The sequence below is a fragment of the Goodfellowiella coeruleoviolacea genome (genome assembly GCF_024171785.1).
Taxonomy (GTDB): domain Bacteria; phylum Actinomycetota; class Actinomycetes; order Mycobacteriales; family Pseudonocardiaceae; genus Goodfellowiella; species Goodfellowiella coeruleoviolacea.
Window position 1 is genome coordinate 16,219 of sequence record NZ_JAMTCK010000023.1, and the last position, 18,411, is coordinate 34,629.

Sequence of the window (18,411 nt, forward strand, 5' to 3'; positions counted from 1 at the left end):
GTCGTGTCCGGGCCGGCCGCCGTTCGGCGAACCACCGCCGGCCCCGATCATCGTGCCTGCTCAGGGCCGGTCGGCGGGATGGTTCAGCGGAAGGACACGGCCGGCACCACCCATCCGCCCGGGGGCGAGAACGGCGGCCACGATCCGATCGGCGGCACGCCCGGGGCGGGGCCCGGTGCCGGGTTCGGCTGGCCCGGGTTGGGGCCGGGCGCCGAGGACGGGCGCGCCTGCTCGGTTGTTGACCCAGCGTCAACGGGTGCGGGACCGCTCGGGGCTGGCGCCGGGTCGGTGTGGTCCTGGTCGGCGTCGGTGGAACCGGGCGTGCTCGGCCGCGACTGGCTGGGGCCGGGATCGGTCGAACTGGCCGGTGCCGGACTGGAGGGGGCCGGCGTCCATCCCGTCGGCGACGGGGTGGACTGGACCGGGTCGCCGTTGGCCGGCGCCGGCGTGGTCCCGTCCGTCGGCGTGGCCCGGGCGGCCGGCACCAGCTCCAACGGGACGGGCCGCGGCCGGCTGCCCGGGGTCACGTCGGCGGAGTCGCTCGCCTTGCCCAGGGTGGCGGTGACGTGGACGACGTCGCGCTGCTGCCAGCCGGTCAGCGCGCACAGGCTGATCCGGAAGCTGCGGCCGGCGGCCAGTGCCTGCCGCATGCTCAGCCGGGTGCCGGCCAGGCGCGCCGACGGGGAGAACAGCACGTTGGGCGCTGGCACCGACACGTTCAGCAGGACCTCACCCGAGGTGTCCCCGGTGTTGGTCACGGTCACGTCCACCTGCGACCACACCGTCCAGTACGGCCACCACTTGGGCCAGCGCGGGCACTGGTTGCTCGGCACCCGCTCCGCGGTCAGCGACAGGTCGTCGACCGGCTGGGACACCTCGACCCGCACCTCGACGCGTGCCTGCACGGTGTTGCCCGCGCTGATCCGGCCACTGACCCGGCCGGACCGCGCGGTCTGGTCGGCCACCAGCGGGAAGACGAAGTCCACGGTCTCACCCGGGCGCAGCCCCGACGAGGTGGCGCAGGTCGCCGAGGCGCAGCGCAGCTCGGGCGTGGCGCGCGGCTCCGGGTCGGTGCCCGGGATGCGCGGCAGCTCCGACCAGCCGGCGAACCGGTTGCGCTTCGGCTCCACCCGCACCCCGGCCGGCAGGTCGAGGGCGACGCTGACCGGGGCGGACGCGGCCGCACCGGTGTTGGTGACCGGGATGCGCAGCTCCGTGGCCGAACCACCCGCCGACAGCGCCATCGGCGTGGTGGGCGCCGCGGCGGCCAACGTGACCGCGCCCGGCTGCGGCTGCTGGTCCGGCCGACCGGGCGGGGACGCCGGTGGGGTGGCCCCGGGGGACTGGGTGCCGGGCGGCTGGATGCCGGGGGACTGGGTGCCGGGGGACTGGGTGCCGGGGGACTGGGACTGGTCGGGGCCGGACGGGACCTGTCCTGGCTGGCCCGACCGGCTCGGCAGGGGTGGCCGCACGGTCGCCCCCGGCGGCACCGACGGCAGTGGCTGCTGCTGGCCCGGCGGCGCGTTGGTCGGCTCCGGCGCGGCGGGCGCCGGTGGGGACGCGGCCTGCGGGTCGGTCTGCTCGTCCCCGGCGATCAGGCCCAGCACCAGCACCACCACCAGGGCCGCGGCCGAACCGAGCAGGGTCACCGCCTGCCTGGGCAGTCCACCGGCTGTTCGGTTGGCCCTGGCCGCTGTGCCGGCACCGACCAGGCCACTGCCACCCACCCCGGTCGCTGTGCCGGCGGCGGCGCCACCACCGGCCACGCCTGTGCCGCCGAGGTAGGCGATGGCGGTGGCGCCCAGCACCAGCGGAGCCACCACGACCCGCAGGTGGTCGTTGGTGTCCCGGACCTCGTCGGCCAGCCGCCGGCACCGGGGGCACTCGTCCAGGTGCGCCTCGACCTGTGCGGTGTCCCGCCGCGACAGGCCACCGCGGGCCCACGCGCCGAGCCGGCCGACCGTGGCGCGGCACCGCTCCGTGGTGATCTCGGCCAGGTGCATCTGCAGGTAGGCCTGGCGCAGCCCCTCCCTGGCGCGGTAGGCCAGGGCGGCCACACCGTTGGGGGTCAGCCCGAACAGCGGCGCCACCTCGACCGGCGGCTCGTTCTCGACCTCGGTGTGCCACAGCACCGCCTGCCAGCGCTCGGGCAGCGTGGCAAAGGCCCGCGCGACCATGGACCGCTCCAACCCGGCCAGCGCGCTGTCCTGGAACGGGACGCTGATCGCCTCGGTGTCGGCCACCGTGCTGACGTCGTCGGTCAGTTCGACCCGGCGTTCCCGTTTGCTCCGGTCGTAGGCGGTGTGCCGCAGCGCGGTGAGCAGGTAGGCGCGGAAGGCCGCGTCCGGACCGCGGCCGGCCCGCAGCACGTCCAGGATCTTGGTGAACGCCTCGGAGACCAGGTCGTCGGCTTCCGTCGCCGACCCGGCCAGCTGCCTGGCCAGGTTGTATGCCGCCTTGACATGACGTTTGTAGAGCTGGGCATACGCCTTGGTCGACCCGCCGCGCACCAACCTGATGAGCTCGGCGTCGCTCGGCCCTGACGGGTCAGCGGATTCGGTCGACACCCACGTCCTCCTTGGCTGGTGAAATGGCTGGTGAAATGGCTGGTGAAGAGAAAACAGGGATGGGTGGTGACACTGGGCGTGCGCATCACCACGAAGGGTGTACGACCCCATGCTCGGCCAGTCTGGCCGTCGCCTTAGGGCAAGTCATCCGAAACCGCCCGACCGGGTGGCATGGAATCCCCGGCATGGCAGCGGCCTGGTCGCGCCGCGTGACCGGGAGGAGCCACCGCCCTGGCGCACCGAACCCGCCCCGGAACACCAGAGCCGCGACCGCGCTGGGCGGACGCGCAGTGGGCACACCCCGACCGAACGGCGCGCCACCGTCCGAACCCGGTGGCGCGACCAGCGCCGCCGCGCGCCGGACCCGGCCGGACCCCGCTCGATCCGGCCGCGCCGCGCAGCGTGCTGCTCCCCCGGCTCCAGCCCCACCGCAAGCCCAGACCGGAACGGCGGTTGTGGAACCGCCGCCGTTGCTGTCCAGCTGCCCAGGGTGACCGCGCCGGGGTGTCGCTGGCGCCGCCGCCGGGCGCTCACCAGGCCGCGACCAGCCCGCTCGACCACCTGGCCCACGCCATTGGACCGGCTGGTGAGTCGCCCGGCACAGTCCAGCGTGGGCCGGCGGGGCGGTGAACTAGGCTGACGTGCCGGTTGTTGCTGCTCCGAGACCGACAAGCAGGACTTTTGGTGAACTCACGAACCGGCTTCCCCACCGTCGGCATGGTCGGCGGCGGTCAACTCGCCCGCATGACCCACCAGGCGGTCATCCCGCTCGGCCAGTCCCTGCGCGTGCTGGCCACCTCCGAGAACGACCCGGCCGCGCTGGTGGCCAGGGACGTGGTGCTCGGCAGCCACACCGACCTGGCCGCGCTGCGCGCCTTCGCCCGCGACTGCGACGTCCTCACCTTCGACCACGAGCACGTGCCCAACGAGCACCTGCGCACCCTGGTCGCCGAGGGCGTCACCGTGCACCCTGGTCCGGACGCGCTGCTGCACGCGCAGGACAAGCTGGTGATGCGGCGCCGGCTGGCCGAACTCGGGCTGCCGGTCCCCCCGTTCGAGCCGGTGGCCGACGTGGGCGAGGTGCTCCGGTTCGGCGCGACCCACGGCTGGCCGTGCGTGGTCAAGGCGACCAGGGGCGGCTACGACGGCCGGGGCGTGTGGATGATCAACACCCCGGACAGCGCCCAGCGGGTCATCCCCGAACTGCTGGCCGCGGGCACCCCGCTGCTGGTCGAGCAGTGCGTGCCGATGCGGCGGGAGCTGGCCGCGCTGGTGGCGCGCTCGCCGTTCGGCCAGGGCGCCACCTGGCCGGTGGTGCAGACCGTGCAGGAGGACGGCATCTGCGTCGAGGTGCTGGCCCCGGCCCCGGACCTGTCGGCCGAACGGGCCCAGGCCGCCCAGGACCTGGCCCTGCGGGTGGCCGAGGAACTGGGTGTGGTCGGGCTGCTGGCGGTGGAGCTGTTCGAGACCGACGCGGGCGTGGTCGTCAACGAGCTGGCCATGCGACCGCACAACTCCGGGCACTGGACCATCGAGGGCTCGCGGACCTCGCAGTTCGAGCAGCACGTGCGAGCCGTGCTGGACTACCCGCTCGGCGTGACCGACCTGGCCGCGCCCGCCGTGGTGATGGCCAACGTGCTGGGTGCGGCGGCCCCGCCGGCCATGGGCGTTGACGAGCGGCTGCACCACCTGTTCGCACGGTTCCCGGACGCCCGGGTGCACCTGTACGGCAAGGCGGAGCGGCCGGGCCGCAAGGTCGGGCACGTGACCGTGCTGGGGGAGCGGATGGACCAGGTGCGGACCAGGGCGCGGCTGGCCGCGCGGTGGTTGGCCGAGGGCGTGTGGCCGGACGGCTACGACATCCACGGCTGAACCGGCCGAACAGCTGGCCGAACAGCTGACCGGGTTGGGCGGCTGTCCGGTGTGGCGTGCGCGGCAGCCGGAACCGGCCGCGGCGAGCCCGGCGGCACCAGCCGCAGCAGGACTGACCAATTCGGCCCGACAGCGGGAGCACGGCGGGCCGGCGCACAACGGTGGCGCACCACGGTGGCGACACCACTACGAGAAGGGACGGAACGCGTGGTCGAGGAGCGCGAGGCGCGGCCGGCGGTCGGCGTGATCATGGGCAGCGACTCGGACTGGCCGGTGATGCGGGCCGCGGCCACGGCACTGGACGAGTTCGGGGTGGGCTACGAGGTCAGCGTGGTGTCGGCGCACCGCACGCCGCAGCGCATGATCGACTACGCGCGCTCGGCCGAGGAGCGCGGCCTGCGGGTGATCATCGCGGGCGCGGGTGGCGCCGCCCACCTGCCCGGCATGGTGGCTTCGGCGACCGTGCTCCCGGTGATCGGGGTGCCGGTGCCGCTCAAGCACCTGGACGGGTTGGACTCGCTGCTGTCCATCGTGCAGATGCCGGCCGGTGTGCCCGTGGCCACGGTGTCCGTGGGCGGGGCGCGCAACGCCGGGCTGCTCGCCGTGCGCATGCTGGCCGTGGCTGACGCCGGGCTGCGGCGCCAGATGGCCGAGTTCCAGGCCAACCTGGAACAACTGGTGTTGGACAAGGACGCGGCACTCCAGGCCACGCTCTGACCGCCGGCCACGTTCTGACCGCCGGCCACGCTCTGACCGGGAGACCACGCTCTGACTGGCAGTCACGCTCTGGCCGCCGGCCACGCTCTGGCCGGTAGGCCACGTTCTTGACCGGTCAGGCCACGCCTCAGCTGGCCTGACCGGAGGCCTTAACCGGACCAACCGGACCCACCCCTACCGGCGACCATGCCCGCACCCGTGGGCGTTCGCCGTCCCGCACGCCCAGCCCCACGCGCACCGGGGCGTCAACAGGTAGCGCGAAACCCTCACCGGCGCCGAGCCAGCCCCCACTCTCACCGGCGCCGAGCCAGCCCCCACTCTCACCGGCGCCGAGCCAGCCCCCACCCTCACCGGGGGGCGTCCCCTGGACCAGCCTATCCACGCGCACCGCGCTGGTGAAGGTCACGAGGTCGGGCTGTGGATAACCGAGGTGGCTGTGGACAACTGGCCTCTCGAACGGGTGAACCGGACGAGGATCCGCGCCGCATGTGCTACGCCAGCCGCCGGAACACAGAACCCGCGGGATCACAGCCCCGCGCGGTCTCAGCCCTGGAGGTCACAGCGCCGCGGGGCCGCAGACCTGCGCGGCCATGCAGCCATCGGGCCGCAGAACAGCCCGCCCGGCCGCCCAACTGACCCGGCCCGCCCAACTGACCCGGCCTGCCCAACTGACCCGGCCCGTCCAGCTGATCCGGTCCGTCCAGCTGACCCGGCCCGCCCAACTGACCCGGTTCGCTGAGTTGGCTCAGCGGGCCGAGCAGAAGGCCACGTCCATGGTGTCCAGCAGGTGCTGGAACGACTGGTTGTCCGGTGAGGTGGTCACGTACGCGGTGGCCTGTCGGCCGGTGTTGTCCGCGCCGCTCATGCTCACCACGCCCGGCAGGTTGCCGCCGTGGCCCCAGTACTCGCCTCCGCAGCTGAGCGGCATCCGCAGCAGGCCGAGCCCGTAGGAGGTGCCGGCCGGGAACCGGGGCTCGGCCGCGTTCACCGTGGTCCGCATCTCGGCCAGGCTGTCCGGTGACAACAGCTGGCCGGAGGACAGCGCCTGGTAGAACCGGTTGAGGTCGCCCGGCGTTGACACCAGCGAACCCGCCGAGTTGAGCGGCGCCACGGTCATCTCGGTCAGGTCGGCCCTGGCCGGGGTGGCGCCGTCGGTGCCAGGACCGGCCGCTGCCCCGGCGTAGTTGTGCGCGTGCGGGCCCCGGATGCCGAGTTCGTCGTCGGCCGGCCAGTAGGTGTCGGCCAGGCCCAGCGGCGCGATGATCCGCTCGGTCAGCACGGTGCGGATGTCCTCACCGGTGACCGCCTGCACCAGCATGCCGGCCAGCACGTAGTTGGTGTTGACGTAGGCCCAGCCGGTGCCGGGCGCGAACAGCGGCGGCTGGGCCAGGGCCAGGCTCACCAGGTGCGCCGGCGAGTAGTCCATGTCGACCGGCTCCCACCAGCGGGCCGGCGCGTTCATCCGGTCCAACTGGTCCACGTACTCGGGCAGGCCGCTGGTGTGCTGCAGGATCTGGCGGACGGTGATGGTGTTCCCGTCGATGGCCGCGCCCGCGCCGGTGCCGTGCACCACGCCGGGGAGGTAGCGCTCGATCGGCGCGTCCAGGCCGATCTTGCCCTCGTCGACCAGCTGGAGAACGGCCACGGCCGTGAACGCCTTGCTGTTGCTCGCGATCCGGAACCGGGCGTTGCCGTCCACCATGGGGCGGCCCGAACCCAGTTCGGCGGTGCCGGAACTCAGCGTCACGGTGCTGCCCTGGCCGTCCCTGACCTGGATGACCGCGCCGGGCAGGTGGTCGTTGTCGGTCAGCTTGTCCAGGGCGGCGCGGAGCGCCCACCGGTTGGTGACCGCTGGCCGGTCGTCATCGCCACCGCTGTCGGCCAGCGGAACTGCGGTCAGCAGGCCGCGCGTGCCCAGGACAACGGCCACGCTGGTCGTGACTCCCACGACAACGGCGAGCAGCAGCCGCAATGACCTGGACCTCGTGACGCGCATGACATCCCCACCGGCTAACGGACCATGGGTGGCAATAGTGGCAGGTGATGACCTTGCCAGTCTCGCTTTTGGCTGACATCGACACCCCCCGGCAGACGTTCGCGCGCCCGTTCGCGTGACCTGTCCGGCACGACCGCCCGACCCGTCCGCCGGGGTCACCCGCTTCGCACTCAGGTCGCGGACCTATGTTGGTGAACGGGGGCTAACATCGCTGGCAGCTAGTGCTACCGGTGGGTAACAAGGAGGCGCGCGGTGAACGCAGGGTTCGACACGTACCAGCTCGCGGAGGAGCACCAGGCGCTGCGGGACGCGGTCCGCGCGCTGGCCGAGAAGGAGATCGCCCCGCACGCCAGCGAGGTCGACGAGCAGGAGCGGTTCCCGCAGGAGGCGGCGGACGCCCTGATCCGGGCGGGGTTCCAGGCCGTGCACGTGCCCGAGGCCTACGACGGGCAGGGCGCGGACGCGGTGGCCACCTGCATCGTGATCGAGGAGGTCGCCCGGGTCTGCGCGTCCTCGTCGCTGATCCCGGCCGTGAACAAGCTGGGGTCGATGCCGATCCTGCTGTCCGCGTCCGAGGAGCTGAAGAAGGCGGTGCTGCCCTCGATCGCCAGCGGCGAGGCGATGATCTCCTACGCGCTCTCCGAGCGGGAGGCGGGCTCGGACACCGCGTCCATGCGGACCCGCGCCCACCTGGACGGTGACCACTGGGTGCTCAACGGCACCAAGTGCTGGATCACCAACGCCGGGGTGTCCACCTGGTACACGGTCATGGCGGTGACCGACCCGAACGCGGCCAAGAAGTCCAGCGGGATCTCCGCGTTCGTCGTGCACAAGGACGACCCCGGCTTCGAGGTCGGGCCCAAGGAGCGCAAGCTCGGCATCAAGGGATCGCCCACCCGGGAGATCTACTTCCAGGACTGCACCATCCCGGCCGACCGGATCATCGGCGAGCCCGGCACCGGCCTGAAGACCGCGCTGCGGACGCTGGACCACACCCGGCCGACCATCGGCGCGCAGGCCGTGGGCATCGCCCAGGGCGCGCTGGACGCGGCCATCGCCTACGTCAAGGAGCGCAAGCAGTTCGGCACGGCCATCGCCGACTTCCAGGGCGTGCAGTTCATGCTGGCCGACATGGCGATGAAGGTCGAGGCGGCCAGGCACATGGTCTACGTGTCGGCGGCGCGGGCCGAGCGCGGCGAGGCCAACCTGGGCTTCATCTCGGCCGCGGCCAAGTGCTTCGCCTCGGACGTGGCCATGGAGGTCACCACCAACGCCGTGCAGCTGTTCGGTGGTGCCGGGTACACCAGGGACTTCCCGGTGGAGCGGATGATGCGCGACGCCAAGATCACCCAGATCTACGAGGGCACCAACCAGATCCAGCGCATGGTGATGGCGCGTTCCCTGCTCAAGGGCTGACCGGTCCGGGTAGGCCGCAGTCGCGCGACCGGTGGGGATGGGCCTCGGCCCGCGACCCTCGTCCCTCGGCCCGGTGCCGGCGTTGGCGCCGGGACCGGGACCGGGACCGGGAGTGGGTGGGCCGCCCATCCCCGTGCTCGCCCGCCGCGTGGTGCGGAACTGCCCGTGCCGTGGTCGTCGCCGCCCGTGTTGTGACGGAGGTCAACGGGTCGTGACAGCCAGTTAGTAGAAACTTCATTAGTTGAGCGTTCATACTCTTTCCTGCGCCCATGCACGACGCACAGGAGGAGAGTGGAATGCGGCTGCTTCGGGATCTGACCGCGCTGGTGGCTCGACTGGCGATCGGCGTGGTGTTCATCGCCCACGGCTGGCAGAAGTTCACCGAGTGGGGGCTCGCCGGCACCGCCGCCAGCTTCGAGAAGATGGGGATCCCCGCCGCCACCCTGTCCGCCTGGTTCGCCGCGACCGTCGAACTGGTCGGCGGCGTGCTGCTGATCGCGGGGCTGGCCCTGCCCGTGGTGGGTGTGCTCCTCGCCGTCGACATGGCCGGCGCCCTGCTGTTCGTGCACCTGCCCAACGGGCTGCTCGGCGACGGCGGGTTCGAGTACGTGCTGGTGCTGGCCGTGGCCGCGCTGGCCGTGGGCTTCAACGGTGGCGCCTACGCGCTGGACCGGGTGGTGTTCCGCAACCGGGGCGCGCGGCGCGCGCAGGAGCCGGTGCCCAGCGCGTGACCTGCCGGAACCAGCAGAAGAGCCAGACACAGCAGGACAGCCGGAACCGGCAGGACCGCCGGAACCGGCGGTTGGCCGGGCACCGGCAGCCGCGGCCAGCCTCGGTCGCGGCCCGGCCCACGCCACCGAGAGCACCAGCAGAACCCAGCCGGACCGGTCGGACAACCCGGCCGGCCTGACCGGACAGGTCGGCCGGTCTGGTCGGACCCAGCCGGCGGTCGGACTCAGCCGGCGGTCGGACTCAGCCGGTGGTCGGTCCGCCGAGGGAGATCGTCACGTTCTCGGCGGACCGGCGCGCCGGCAGGCCGGCGACATCGGCGTGGCTGCACTGCACCAGCGACGCGCCCGCGGCCAGCACGGCCAGCAAACCGCTGAACAGCCCGTCCGGCATGGTCCACTCCATAGTGGACAAAACACGCGAATCCCCGGTGATGCCAAGGGTTTCCGCGCGGGACCGCGCCTCAGCCACGACTTCGTCGACAGTGGACGCCAGCAGCGCGGGCGTGTCGCCGGGCAGTCGCTGCCCCGGGTCGAACCGGTCGCCGTGCGCGCGGACGTCGTCGAGGTAGTCCACGGTGCCGGCCGGTCGCTCGTCCAGCCCACGCCCCATCGGGTCCAGCGAGGCCACCGCGACCACGTCGGCGCCCTCGGCCGCCCCACCCGGCGCCACCACCGCCACGGACGCGCCGTCGGCCTGGTCGGTCACGCGCGCCCCGCACCACCAGGCGCCCAGCAGCACACCCACGGTCTGCCAGTGCGCCGGCAGCAGCACCGCGACCGGATCGCCCGGCCCCACGTCGTGCTCGTCCCGCAGCCAGTTGGCCGTCTTGGCCGCCCAGTTGGCCATGGTCGCCCTGGACAGTTCGACCCTGCTGCCCAGCGCGTCGTCGTAGTGGGTGATCAGCGGCCGGGCCGGATCAGCGGCGAGCAGTGGGGAGTACAGGACTTCGGTGACGGTCATCGCCTCTCCAGATCCACTGTGGACGGCACTGCCATGCGGCGGAACCGCTGCGCCGACGCGGTGGGCAGGCCGTCGACACTGGTCGCCTGGTCGGACTCAGTCGACGCAACTCACCCCATCGGCCATGATCGGCTCCGGCGACCCGGCCGGTGCGGCCAGGCCGTTCAAGTGGATCACAGCCGATCCGGCGAGCCGTTGGGTGGGGCTGGATTGCGCCCCGTCCGGCGTGCCTGCCTGGGCGGACGTCGCCGGCTCGCCGGCTGAGGTGGCCGGCGCGGACGCCGACCCGGTCGACGACTCGGTCGAGGACACGGTCGATGACGCCGGCGGGGCACTCGCCGCGACCAGGTTGGCCACGAACGCGCGAACCTGGTCCCGGTCCACCGTGACGATGCTCTGGCCCCGGTCGTTGCTGGCGTTGACGTTGGTCACCGGGATGGTGACGAACTCCACATCTCCACTGGCCAGGGCCTGTGCCTGCCGCAGCAGCGTGACCAGGTCCAGGTCCTGGTCGATGACGACCGACTTCCGCACCGCGTCCAACAGCGCGTTGAACCGCCCCTGGTCGGTGAGCGTGCCGGTGGACAGGACCTTGTTCACGGCCGAGGCCAGGAAGGCCTGCTGGCGCGCGATCCGGCCGAGGTCCCCACCGGGCAGGTTCTTGCGCTGGCGCACGAACGACAGCGCGTCCCCACCGGACACGGTCTGCCGTCCCTTGCGGAAGTTGGCCCCCGAGTCCGGGTCGCTGGTCGCGTGGTTCAGGCACACGTCGATGCCGCCGACCGCCTCGGTGAGCAGGTAGAACCCGTACAGGTTGATCTCGGCGTAGTGGTCGACGTGCAGTCCGGTCAGGTCCTGTACGGTCTGCACCAGGGCCCGCCGGCCGGCCTGGTCGGACTGCTGCTCCACGCGGGCCTGGTCGGACATGCCCTCGCCACGCAACCGTTGCGCCGTGCGGTACTTGGTGGCCCCGTAGGCGGCGTTGATCTTGTCTTCCCGGTAGTCCGGGATGGGGACGTAGGTGTCCCTGGGAATGGAGATCGCGTGCGCGCGCCCGCCGTTGTGCGGAATCCGGATCAGGATGATCGTGTCGGTGTTGACCCCCGCGCTGGCCTCGGTGCGCAGCTTCCTGAGGACGTTGGCCGGTAACAGGTTGCCCTGCGCGTCGGTCCGGCTGTCACTGCCCACCAGCAGGATGTCGGTGGCGCCGTCGTCGGCCGGGGGAGAGTCCGGCACGTCGGCCAGGCCGGTGATCACGTCGGTGGTGTTCAGGTTCTCCTGCACCCGGTCCAACGTGATCCAGGCGTACCCGGTGGCCGCGAGCGCGGTGGCGGACACCAGGGCGACCACCGTCCGAGCGGTGATCAACGCGGCACCGCGCCCCCGAGCCGGCCGACGCGCCGCGACTCGGCTGTCGGTCGTGTCCTTGCTCATGTGTTCCCCCCTCGCTGCCCTGGTGACCAGGTTAGTCAGCGGTCGGCGGGAAAAACCGGGCTCGGCGCATCTGGCCCCCGGGTTTGCTCAATCTGTTAGCGATCAGGTCCGGCGGGCGCCGGGAGCCCACCTGGCGCGAGCGGATTCGACCGGGCGCCGCCGCGGCTCGGCAGCCACCTGCTGACCCGGCCCCCGCGTCCGGTCAAACCGGGCATGGCGGGCGTGGGGGTCACACGATGGGGGGTTTGCCCGGCGGTTCCTCCGCAAGAACGGGCGACTCCTGAGTGATCGTGTTGATGCCGAACCAGTGCCGAACCGTGATGGTTTCGGCGGCGAGATTAAGGAGTAGTCGCAGATGACCATGAGGCCCCGCCTCGCTGGATTGTTGGCTGCCACCGCCGGCACTCTGCTGCTTCTCGCGACGCCCGCTGGCGCTCAGCCGTCCGATGACCCCGATGAGCAGGTCGGAATCGTCGGGGCCACTCCGCTTGTGCCGATCTGCGCTGGTGATTTCGCCAGTGGGAGCGGGCTGGGGATCACGATCGGGGACAGAGTTCCAGGCCAGGAGACATGCGATTCCGTTGCCGCCGAAGTCGCCGATCTCGCGGGTCGGTGACCAGCCGGTCGGCGACAACGACTGACCGATTCCGATCACGTGTGGTGATTCAAAGCAGTGCCGAACCCGACGGCTTAAGCCGTGGTAGATAAGGAGAGCGCGGAGATGACCACTAAGGGCCGCCTCGCTGGATTGTTGGCCGCTACTACTGGCGCTGTACTCTTCCTGGCCGCACCGGCCAGCGCACAGCCTTCCCCGATCAGCAGTACACAGCTATCCCAGGACAATTATGAGCCTGTTGCGGGCAAGTGGGTGTCCAACCGTTCTCTTGACGGTGCTCGGATCGTTGACGGCAGTGACCTCCCCGGCGCCAGCATCGAGGGTCCTCAGGCCGGCACCAGCACGGACAGCGCCAAGCCGGTGGGCGCTGCCCAGTCCGCCCCGACCGGTCAGGTGAGTGGTGGGGCGACGACCAGCAAGCCAAAGCCGGCCGCGGGCAAGCCGGGTGCGAGCAAGCCAGCTGCGGGCAAGCCAGCTGCGGGCAAGCCGGCCGCGGGCAAGCCAGCTGCGGGCAAGCCGGGTGCGAGCAAGCCGGCCGCCGGAGAGACCTGCACCTGCGCCGAGAGCGCCGAGGCGGGTCACGTCAAGCCGGCTGTCGGCAAGCCGGTGACTCCGTTCGTCGCGGTTCCGCTGCCTGATTTCACCCCCTTTGTCGGCAGCCTTCTGGAGGCGGTGCACGGAACCGCGCACGGCACCCACGCGGGTACCGCTCACGGGCACGAGGGCGTCTCGGCCGGCAAGCCGGGTGAAGGCAAGCCGTCGGTGGGCAAGCCCTCGGTCGGCAAGCCGAGCGTGAGCGAGCCGAGCGTGGGTAAGCCGGGTGCGGGCAAGCCTTCGGAGGGCAAGCCGAGCGTGGGCAAGCCCTCGACCGGTAAGCCGAGCGTGAGCAAGCCCTCGGAGGGCAAGCCCTCAGCCGGCAAACCCGCTGCCGAGCAGCCCGGCGCGAACAAGCCCAGCACGGGCCACCCGTCAACCGGTTCCGACCACGCCAAGCCGGTGAGCGGGAAACCCGAGGGTGAGAAGCCGTCGAATGGTTCGGAGCACGGCAAGCCTGCGGGTGAGAAGCCCGAGCACGGTAAGCCTTCGGGTGAGAAGCCCTCGAATGGTTCGGAGCACGGTAAGCCGTCGAGTGAGAAGCCGGTTGGTGAGAAGCCGGAGCACGGTAAGCCGTCGGGTGGTTCTGAGCACGGTAAGCCGGTGGGTGAGAAGCCGTCGAATGGTTCGGAGCACGGCAAGCCTGCGGGTGAGAAGCCCGAGCATGGCAAGCCTTCGGGTGAGAAGCCTTCCGGTGAGAAGCCGGAGCACGGTAAGCCGTCGGGTGGTTCTGAGCACGGTAAGCCGGTGGGTGAGAAGCCGTCGAATGGTTCGGAGCACGGCAAGCCTGCGGGTGAGAAGCCCGAGCACGGCAAGCCCTCGGGTGACAAGCCTTCGGGTGAGAAGCCGTCGAATGGTTCGGAGCACGGCAAGCCTTCCGGCGAGAAGCCTTCCGGTGAGAAGCCGGAGCACGGTAAGCCGTCAGGTGGTTCTGAGCACGCCAAGCCGGTGGGTGAGAAGCCCTCGAATGGTTCGGAGCACGGCAAGCCCTCGGGTGACAAGCCTTCCGGTGAGAAGCCGGAGCAGGGTAAGCCGGTGAGCGGCAAGCCGGTGGCTGAGAAGCCCGTGAGCGGCAAGCCGGTGGCTGAGAAGCCGGTGGCTGAGAAGCCGGAGCACGGCAAGCCGTCGGGCGGTGCTGAGCACGCGAAGCCGGTGGGTGAGAAGCCCTCGAACGGTTCCGGTCACGGCAAGCCGGTGACTGGCAAGCCGGTTGGCGAGAAGCCCTCGAACGGTGCTGGTTCTGCCAAGCCGGACGGTGACGAGCCAGAGGGTGACGAGCCAGAGGGTGACAAGCCGGAAAGTGGGAAGCCGGAGCACGGCAAGCCGGGCCACGGCAAGGACTGGGTTGAGAACCTCGTCAGCACGTGGATCAACAGCCCGCACGGCGACGGCAACACCGTCCTGAGCATCGGACCGATCACGCACAACGACTGATCCCCGCTGCTGTGACACACGCGTGGGTGCTGGCGAACACTGCCAGCACCCACGTTGGTTTCTGTCGTGCTACCGGGGGGCGATCAGTTGACGCAGCGGGTGCCGTCCGCGGTGAGCGGCGGGGTGTCGGTGGCGCTGGTCTGGTCGTTGCCCGTGCCGGCTGGTGGGTTCACCCCGGTGGTGTCGGCGGGCGCGCGGAGTCCGGCCGCGAAGTTCTGGACGTCCAGACCGGCGAAGTCGCTGCCGAGCACGACCCGCACCTGGCCGCTGGGCAGGCTCGGGTCCTCGGCCACCGGCACCTTCCCGGGCAGGGCAGCGGCCACCCGTTCCGCGTTGGCCTGCTCACCGGGTGGGAACTGCACGACCGTGGTCTGGGTCGGCTCACCGCTGTCCGGGACACCCGGGCTGAAGCTCTTGGCCGTCAGCGAGTCCAGCACCCGCCTGGCCAGGTTCTCCACGCCCGCGGAGTTGCGGGTGTTGACGGTGATCGCGGAGTTGGGCACCTCGGTGCCGTGGTCACCGGAGGCTGGAGCGGTGTTGCTGTTGGACGGAGCGGTGGGGTCCTTCACCAGGTTGGTGATGAAGTCCTTCACCTCGTCGGTGTTGATGGAGAGCACGTTGCCGTCCGCGGTGTCCCTGGGCGGGCCCACCGGGATGGTCTGGAACTGGATGTTGCCCCCGACCAGGCCCTGCATCTGCTCGGCGAAGGTGAAGACGTTCCACCCCTCGCTGAGGATCACCGACTTCTGGATGGCGGTGACCAACTCGCCGAGCTTGCTGGGGTTGGCCAGCGTGCCGGCGGAGAGGACCTTGTTGGCCAGCGCGCCGATGAACACCTGCTGGCGGACGATCCGGTCCAGGTCGCTGTGCGGCAGGTTGTCCCGCTGCCGCACGAACGCCAGTGCCTGGGCGCCCTCGATGGTCTGCCGGCCCGCCTGGAAGTTGGCCCCGGACTTGGGGTCGCTGGTCGGCGCGGCCAGGCAGACCTCGACACCACCGATGACCTTGGTGATCTCGTAGAAGCTGGCCAGGTTGACCTCGGCGTACCGGTCGATGGTGACCGAGCCGCCGGACAGCTGCTCGATGGTCTTGATCAGGGTCTTCCGACCCTCGGTCGCGGCCAGGTCGTTGATCTGCTTCTGGTCGGACATGCCCTGGTTGGCCAGGTCCCTGGCGGTGGTGTTGCGCTGCCGGGCGAACGCCGAGTTGAGCTTGTGCTTGCCGAACCCGTTGGCGATCTGCACGTAGGAGTCGCGCGGGAACGAGATGGCCACGGCCCTGGTGCCGTCGACCGGGATGTGCACCAGGATCATCGTGTCGGTGTTCTGCTCGCCCTCGTACTTGCCGGCGTGCAGCATGTCCAGCACCTCGCGGGGCAGCGGGTTGCCCTGCGCGTCGGTCCGACTGTCCACACCGACCAACAGGATGTCGACCGCACCGTCCAACGGCTTGGGCCGGTTGGCCACGGTCTGCTCGATCACGTTGGTGGTGACCATGTGCTCGTCCAGGTCGCGCGCGGCGTCCCAGCCGTAGTAGCTGACCGCGAGCACGCTCACGGACACCAGTGCGACGACCGTCTGTCCAAATCGCAGTACGACGCGGGCCACGATTCCCCGCCTGCCCCGCCGGCTGGCTGGTAACGCGGGCCTGTCACCTGATCCGAAATCCCCCAGATCCACGGGCGGACTGTCGTCCACTGCCGCTCCTCCCGGACGCGCTGATGAGGCACCTCTGGCCGCCGCTTCCATCGACCCGATGAGTCGGCCCGCCGACGTGGCCAATCCCGGACAGCGTAATCGTGCCCGCGTTGCGTGCTTGTGTGTTGTCCCACTTAAAAGACGCGGACGGGGCGTGAGGAGGTTGCCGGGGGCATGACAGACTCGGTGCGGAACACGGCGAACCAACGCGGGGCAGTTGAGTCGGACCGGTCGGAGGACAGTCGCATGCGGGTGCTGGTAACGGGTGGAGCCGGGTTCATCGGTTCACACTACGTGCGGGAACTGGTGGGAAACGGTTACTCCGAGTACGCGGGGTCCGAGGTGGTCGTGCTGGACAAGCTGACCTACGCCGGCAACCGGGCCAACCTCGCGCCCGTCGAGGACAGCCCCCGGCTGCGGTTCGTGGAGGGTGACATCCGGGACGCCAGCCTGGTCGAGCAGGTGATGGCCGGGGTCGACGTGGTCGTCCACTTCGCGGCCGAGTCGCACGTCGACCGGTCCATCCTGGGCGCCGCCGACTTCGTGTCGACCAACGTGGTGGGCACGCAGACGCTGCTGCAGGCCGCGCTGGACGCCGGAGTGGGCAAGTTCGTGCACGTGTCCACCGACGAGGTGTACGGCTCGATCGAGCAGGGCTCGTGGCCCGAGGATCACCCGTTGCGGCCGAACTCGCCGTACTCGGCGTCCAAGGCGTCCTCGGACCTGCTGGCGCTGGCCTACCACCGCACCCACGGCCTGCCGGTGTGCGTGACCCGCTGCTCCAACAACTACGGGCCGTACCAGTTCCCGGAGAAGGTCATCCCGCTGTTCGTGACCAACCTGCTGGACGGCAGGAAGGTCCCGCTCTACGGCGACGGCCTGAACGTGCGGGACTGGCTGCACGTGGCCGACCACTGCCGGGGGATCCAGCTGGTCGCGGAGCGTGGTCGTCCGGGCGAGATCTACAACATCGGCGGTGGCACCGAACTGACCAACCGGGAGCTGACCGAGCGGCTGCTCGCCGCGACCGGCGCGGACTGGTCCATGGTGGAGCCGGTGGCCGACCGCAAGGGCCACGACCGCCGCTACTCGGTGGACATCACCAAGATCAGCACCGAGCTGGGTTACCGCCCGCAGGTCCCGTTCGAGGAGGGCCTGGCCGGGACCGTGGCCTGGTACCGGGACAACCGGCAGTGGTGGGAGCCGCTCAGGCAGCGGGCCGCCCTGGTGACCGGCTGAGGCGACAGAAGACCGGGGAGACGTGGTGGACACGGCTGGACTGGCGCTGCTCGTGCCCGGCGGACGCGGGCAGTTGGGCAGCGACCTGGCCGCGGCGGCCGGTGGCGCGGACCTGGTGCACGCGCCCGGCTCGGCGGAACTCGACATCACCGACGCGCAGGCGGTGGCCGACGCGGTCGCCGCGTTGGCGGCCGCCGCCCGGGACGAGCAACTGCGACCGGTGGTGATCAACGCGGCCGCCTACACCGCGGTGGACGCGGCCGAGTCCGATGTGGACGCGGCGTTCGCGGTCAACGCCGAGGGGCCGGCGCTGCTGGCCCGCGCCTGCGCGGCCGAGGGCGTGCCGCTGCTGCACGTGTCCACCGACTACGTCTTCCCCGGCACGGCGGAGCGGCCCTACGAGCCCACCGATCCGACCGGCCCGGACACCGTGTACGGGCGCAGCAAGCTCGCCGGTGAACAGGCGGTGCTGGCTGGCACGGCGGCGTCCTGGGTGGTGCGCACCGCGTGGGTGTACGGCGCGCGGGGCGGCAACTTCGTGAAGACCATGGCGCGCCTGGAACGGGAGCGCGACCAACTGTCCGTTGTGGACGACCAATGTGGATCGCCGACGTGGTCGGCGGACCTGGCCGCCGGCCTGCTGGAGCTGACCGGGCTCATCGCCTCCGGGCGCGGCCCGGCGCGGCGGGTGCTGCACTGCACCGGCGGCGGCCAGACCACCTGGTGCGGGTTCGCCCGCGCGGTGTTCGAGGAACTCGGTGCCGACCCCGGGCGGGTGCGGCCGTGCGCCACCGAGGACTTCCCCCGGCCGGCGCCGCGTCCGGCCTACTCGGTGCTCTCGCCGGCGGCCTGGCAGGCGGCCGGCCTGACCCCGCTGCGGCCGTGGCGGCAGGCCCTGGCCGCCGCGTTCACCAGCCACGGTGACGTGCTGCGGGGCGCCGCGGGGTGACCGTGTTCAGCTGGTGAACAGCCACCGGTGCGCGACGGGCCCGGCCGCGGCGGGCGGTGCCGGCGCCTCGGCGGGGGCAACGCGGGTGACGACCCGGTGACCCGGTACGGGTCTGCACCCGAATGTCGTAATCCTGAGCCGGCTGAGCCAGGAGTTATCCACAGCGTGGTGAGTTGTCCACAGGCCTG

The 18,411-nt window shown here is 71.4% G+C and carries 13 protein-coding genes; 7 read left to right on the plus strand and 6 right to left on the minus strand.

Going from position 1 to position 18,411, the window contains the following annotated elements:
* Nucleotides 1–83: 83 nt before the first annotated feature.
* Complete coding sequence (locus tag LX83_RS34890) at nt 84–2,567, minus strand: sigma-70 family RNA polymerase sigma factor (RefSeq protein ID WP_253779646.1); 2,484 nt, start codon at nt 2,565–2,567, stop codon at nt 84–86.
* Nucleotides 2,568–3,251: 684 nt separating this feature from the next.
* Here LX83_RS34890 and LX83_RS34895 point away from each other — a divergent pair.
* Nucleotides 3,252–4,439, plus strand: a complete 1,188-nt coding sequence (locus tag LX83_RS34895; RefSeq protein ID WP_253779648.1) for a 5-(carboxyamino)imidazole ribonucleotide synthase — start codon at nt 3,252–3,254, stop codon at nt 4,437–4,439.
* Nucleotides 4,440–4,688: 249 nt separating this feature from the next.
* Nucleotides 4,689–5,156, plus strand: coding sequence for a 5-(carboxyamino)imidazole ribonucleotide mutase (purE, locus tag LX83_RS34900; protein WP_253779783.1), 468 nt, complete (start codon nt 4,689–4,691; stop codon nt 5,154–5,156).
* Between the two features lie 745 nt (nt 5,157–5,901).
* Here the strand turns inward: purE and LX83_RS34905 are convergent.
* Nucleotides 5,902–7,152: a serine hydrolase domain-containing protein gene (locus tag LX83_RS34905; RefSeq protein WP_253779650.1), complete on the minus strand. Its 1,251-nt coding sequence runs from the start codon at nt 7,150–7,152 to the stop codon at nt 5,902–5,904.
* A gap of 252 nt (nt 7,153–7,404) precedes the next feature.
* Between LX83_RS34905 and LX83_RS34910 the strand changes: the two genes are divergently transcribed.
* Nucleotides 7,405–8,568, plus strand: a complete 1,164-nt coding sequence (locus LX83_RS34910; protein WP_253779652.1) for an acyl-CoA dehydrogenase family protein — start codon at nt 7,405–7,407, stop codon at nt 8,566–8,568.
* 296 nt (nt 8,569–8,864) lie between these two features.
* Nucleotides 8,865–9,299: a DoxX family protein gene (locus tag LX83_RS34915; protein ID WP_253779655.1), complete on the plus strand. Its 435-nt coding sequence runs from the start codon at nt 8,865–8,867 to the stop codon at nt 9,297–9,299.
* Nucleotides 9,300–9,540: 241 nt separating this feature from the next.
* On the opposite strand, the gene LX83_RS34920 is transcribed toward LX83_RS34915, so the two are convergent.
* From LX83_RS34920 to LX83_RS34930, 3 genes are all read right to left on the minus strand, one after another.
* Nucleotides 9,541–10,260 (minus strand): TIGR03089 family protein, encoded by a 720-nt coding sequence (locus tag LX83_RS34920; RefSeq protein WP_253779658.1) that lies wholly within the window; start codon nt 10,258–10,260, stop codon nt 9,541–9,543.
* A gap of 96 nt (nt 10,261–10,356) precedes the next feature.
* Nucleotides 10,357–11,694, minus strand: coding sequence for an LCP family protein (locus LX83_RS34925; protein ID WP_253779660.1), 1,338 nt, complete (start codon nt 11,692–11,694; stop codon nt 10,357–10,359).
* Nucleotides 11,695–11,923: 229 nt separating this feature from the next.
* Nucleotides 11,924–12,349 carry a hypothetical protein gene (locus tag LX83_RS34930; protein ID WP_253779662.1) on the minus strand — a complete coding sequence of 142 codons (426 nt, stop codon included), beginning with the start codon at nt 12,347–12,349 and terminating at the stop codon, nt 11,924–11,926.
* A 66-nt stretch (nt 12,350–12,415) separates the two neighbouring features.
* On the opposite strand from LX83_RS34930, the gene LX83_RS34935 reads away from it, so the two are divergent.
* A complete protein-coding gene (locus LX83_RS34935) occupies nt 12,416–14,338 on the plus strand; it encodes a hypothetical protein (RefSeq protein ID WP_253779664.1) in 1,923 nt (640 codons plus the stop codon).
* An 83-nt stretch (nt 14,339–14,421) separates the two neighbouring features.
* Here LX83_RS34935 and LX83_RS34940 read toward each other — a convergent pair whose 3' ends face one another.
* A complete protein-coding gene (locus LX83_RS34940) occupies nt 14,422–15,894 on the minus strand; it encodes an LCP family protein (protein WP_253779666.1) in 1,473 nt (490 codons plus the stop codon).
* A 387-nt stretch (nt 15,895–16,281) separates the two neighbouring features.
* On the opposite strand from LX83_RS34940, the gene rfbB reads away from it, so the two are divergent.
* Nucleotides 16,282–17,274, plus strand: a complete 993-nt coding sequence (gene rfbB / locus LX83_RS34945; protein WP_253779668.1) for a dTDP-glucose 4,6-dehydratase — start codon at nt 16,282–16,284, stop codon at nt 17,272–17,274.
* A 25-nt stretch (nt 17,275–17,299) separates the two neighbouring features.
* Nucleotides 17,300–18,223 (plus strand): dTDP-4-dehydrorhamnose reductase, encoded by a 924-nt coding sequence (gene rfbD / locus LX83_RS34950; RefSeq protein WP_253779669.1) that lies wholly within the window; start codon nt 17,300–17,302, stop codon nt 18,221–18,223.
* Nucleotides 18,224–18,411 lie beyond the last annotated feature (188 nt).

Excerpts from the sequence above, each read along its gene's own strand:
- purE (WP_253779783.1), top strand. The coding sequence starts at position 4,689 with ATGGGCAGCGACTCGGACTGGCCGGTGATGCGGGCCGCGGCCACGGCA.
- LX83_RS34905 (WP_253779650.1), bottom strand. The coding sequence starts at position 7,152 with ATGCGCGTCACGAGGTCCAGGTCATTGCGGCTGCTGCTCGCCGTTGTC.
- LX83_RS34915 (WP_253779655.1), top strand. The coding sequence starts at position 8,865 with ATGCGGCTGCTTCGGGATCTGACCGCGCTGGTGGCTCGACTGGCGATC.
- LX83_RS34920 (WP_253779658.1), bottom strand. The coding sequence starts at position 10,260 with ATGACCGTCACCGAAGTCCTGTACTCCCCACTGCTCGCCGCTGATCCG.
- LX83_RS34925 (WP_253779660.1), bottom strand. The coding sequence starts at position 11,694 with ATGAGCAAGGACACGACCGACAGCCGAGTCGCGGCGCGTCGGCCGGCT.
- LX83_RS34935 (WP_253779664.1), top strand. The coding sequence starts at position 12,416 with ATGACCACTAAGGGCCGCCTCGCTGGATTGTTGGCCGCTACTACTGGC.
- rfbB (WP_253779668.1), top strand. The coding sequence starts at position 16,282 with ATGCGGGTGCTGGTAACGGGTGGAGCCGGGTTCATCGGTTCACACTAC.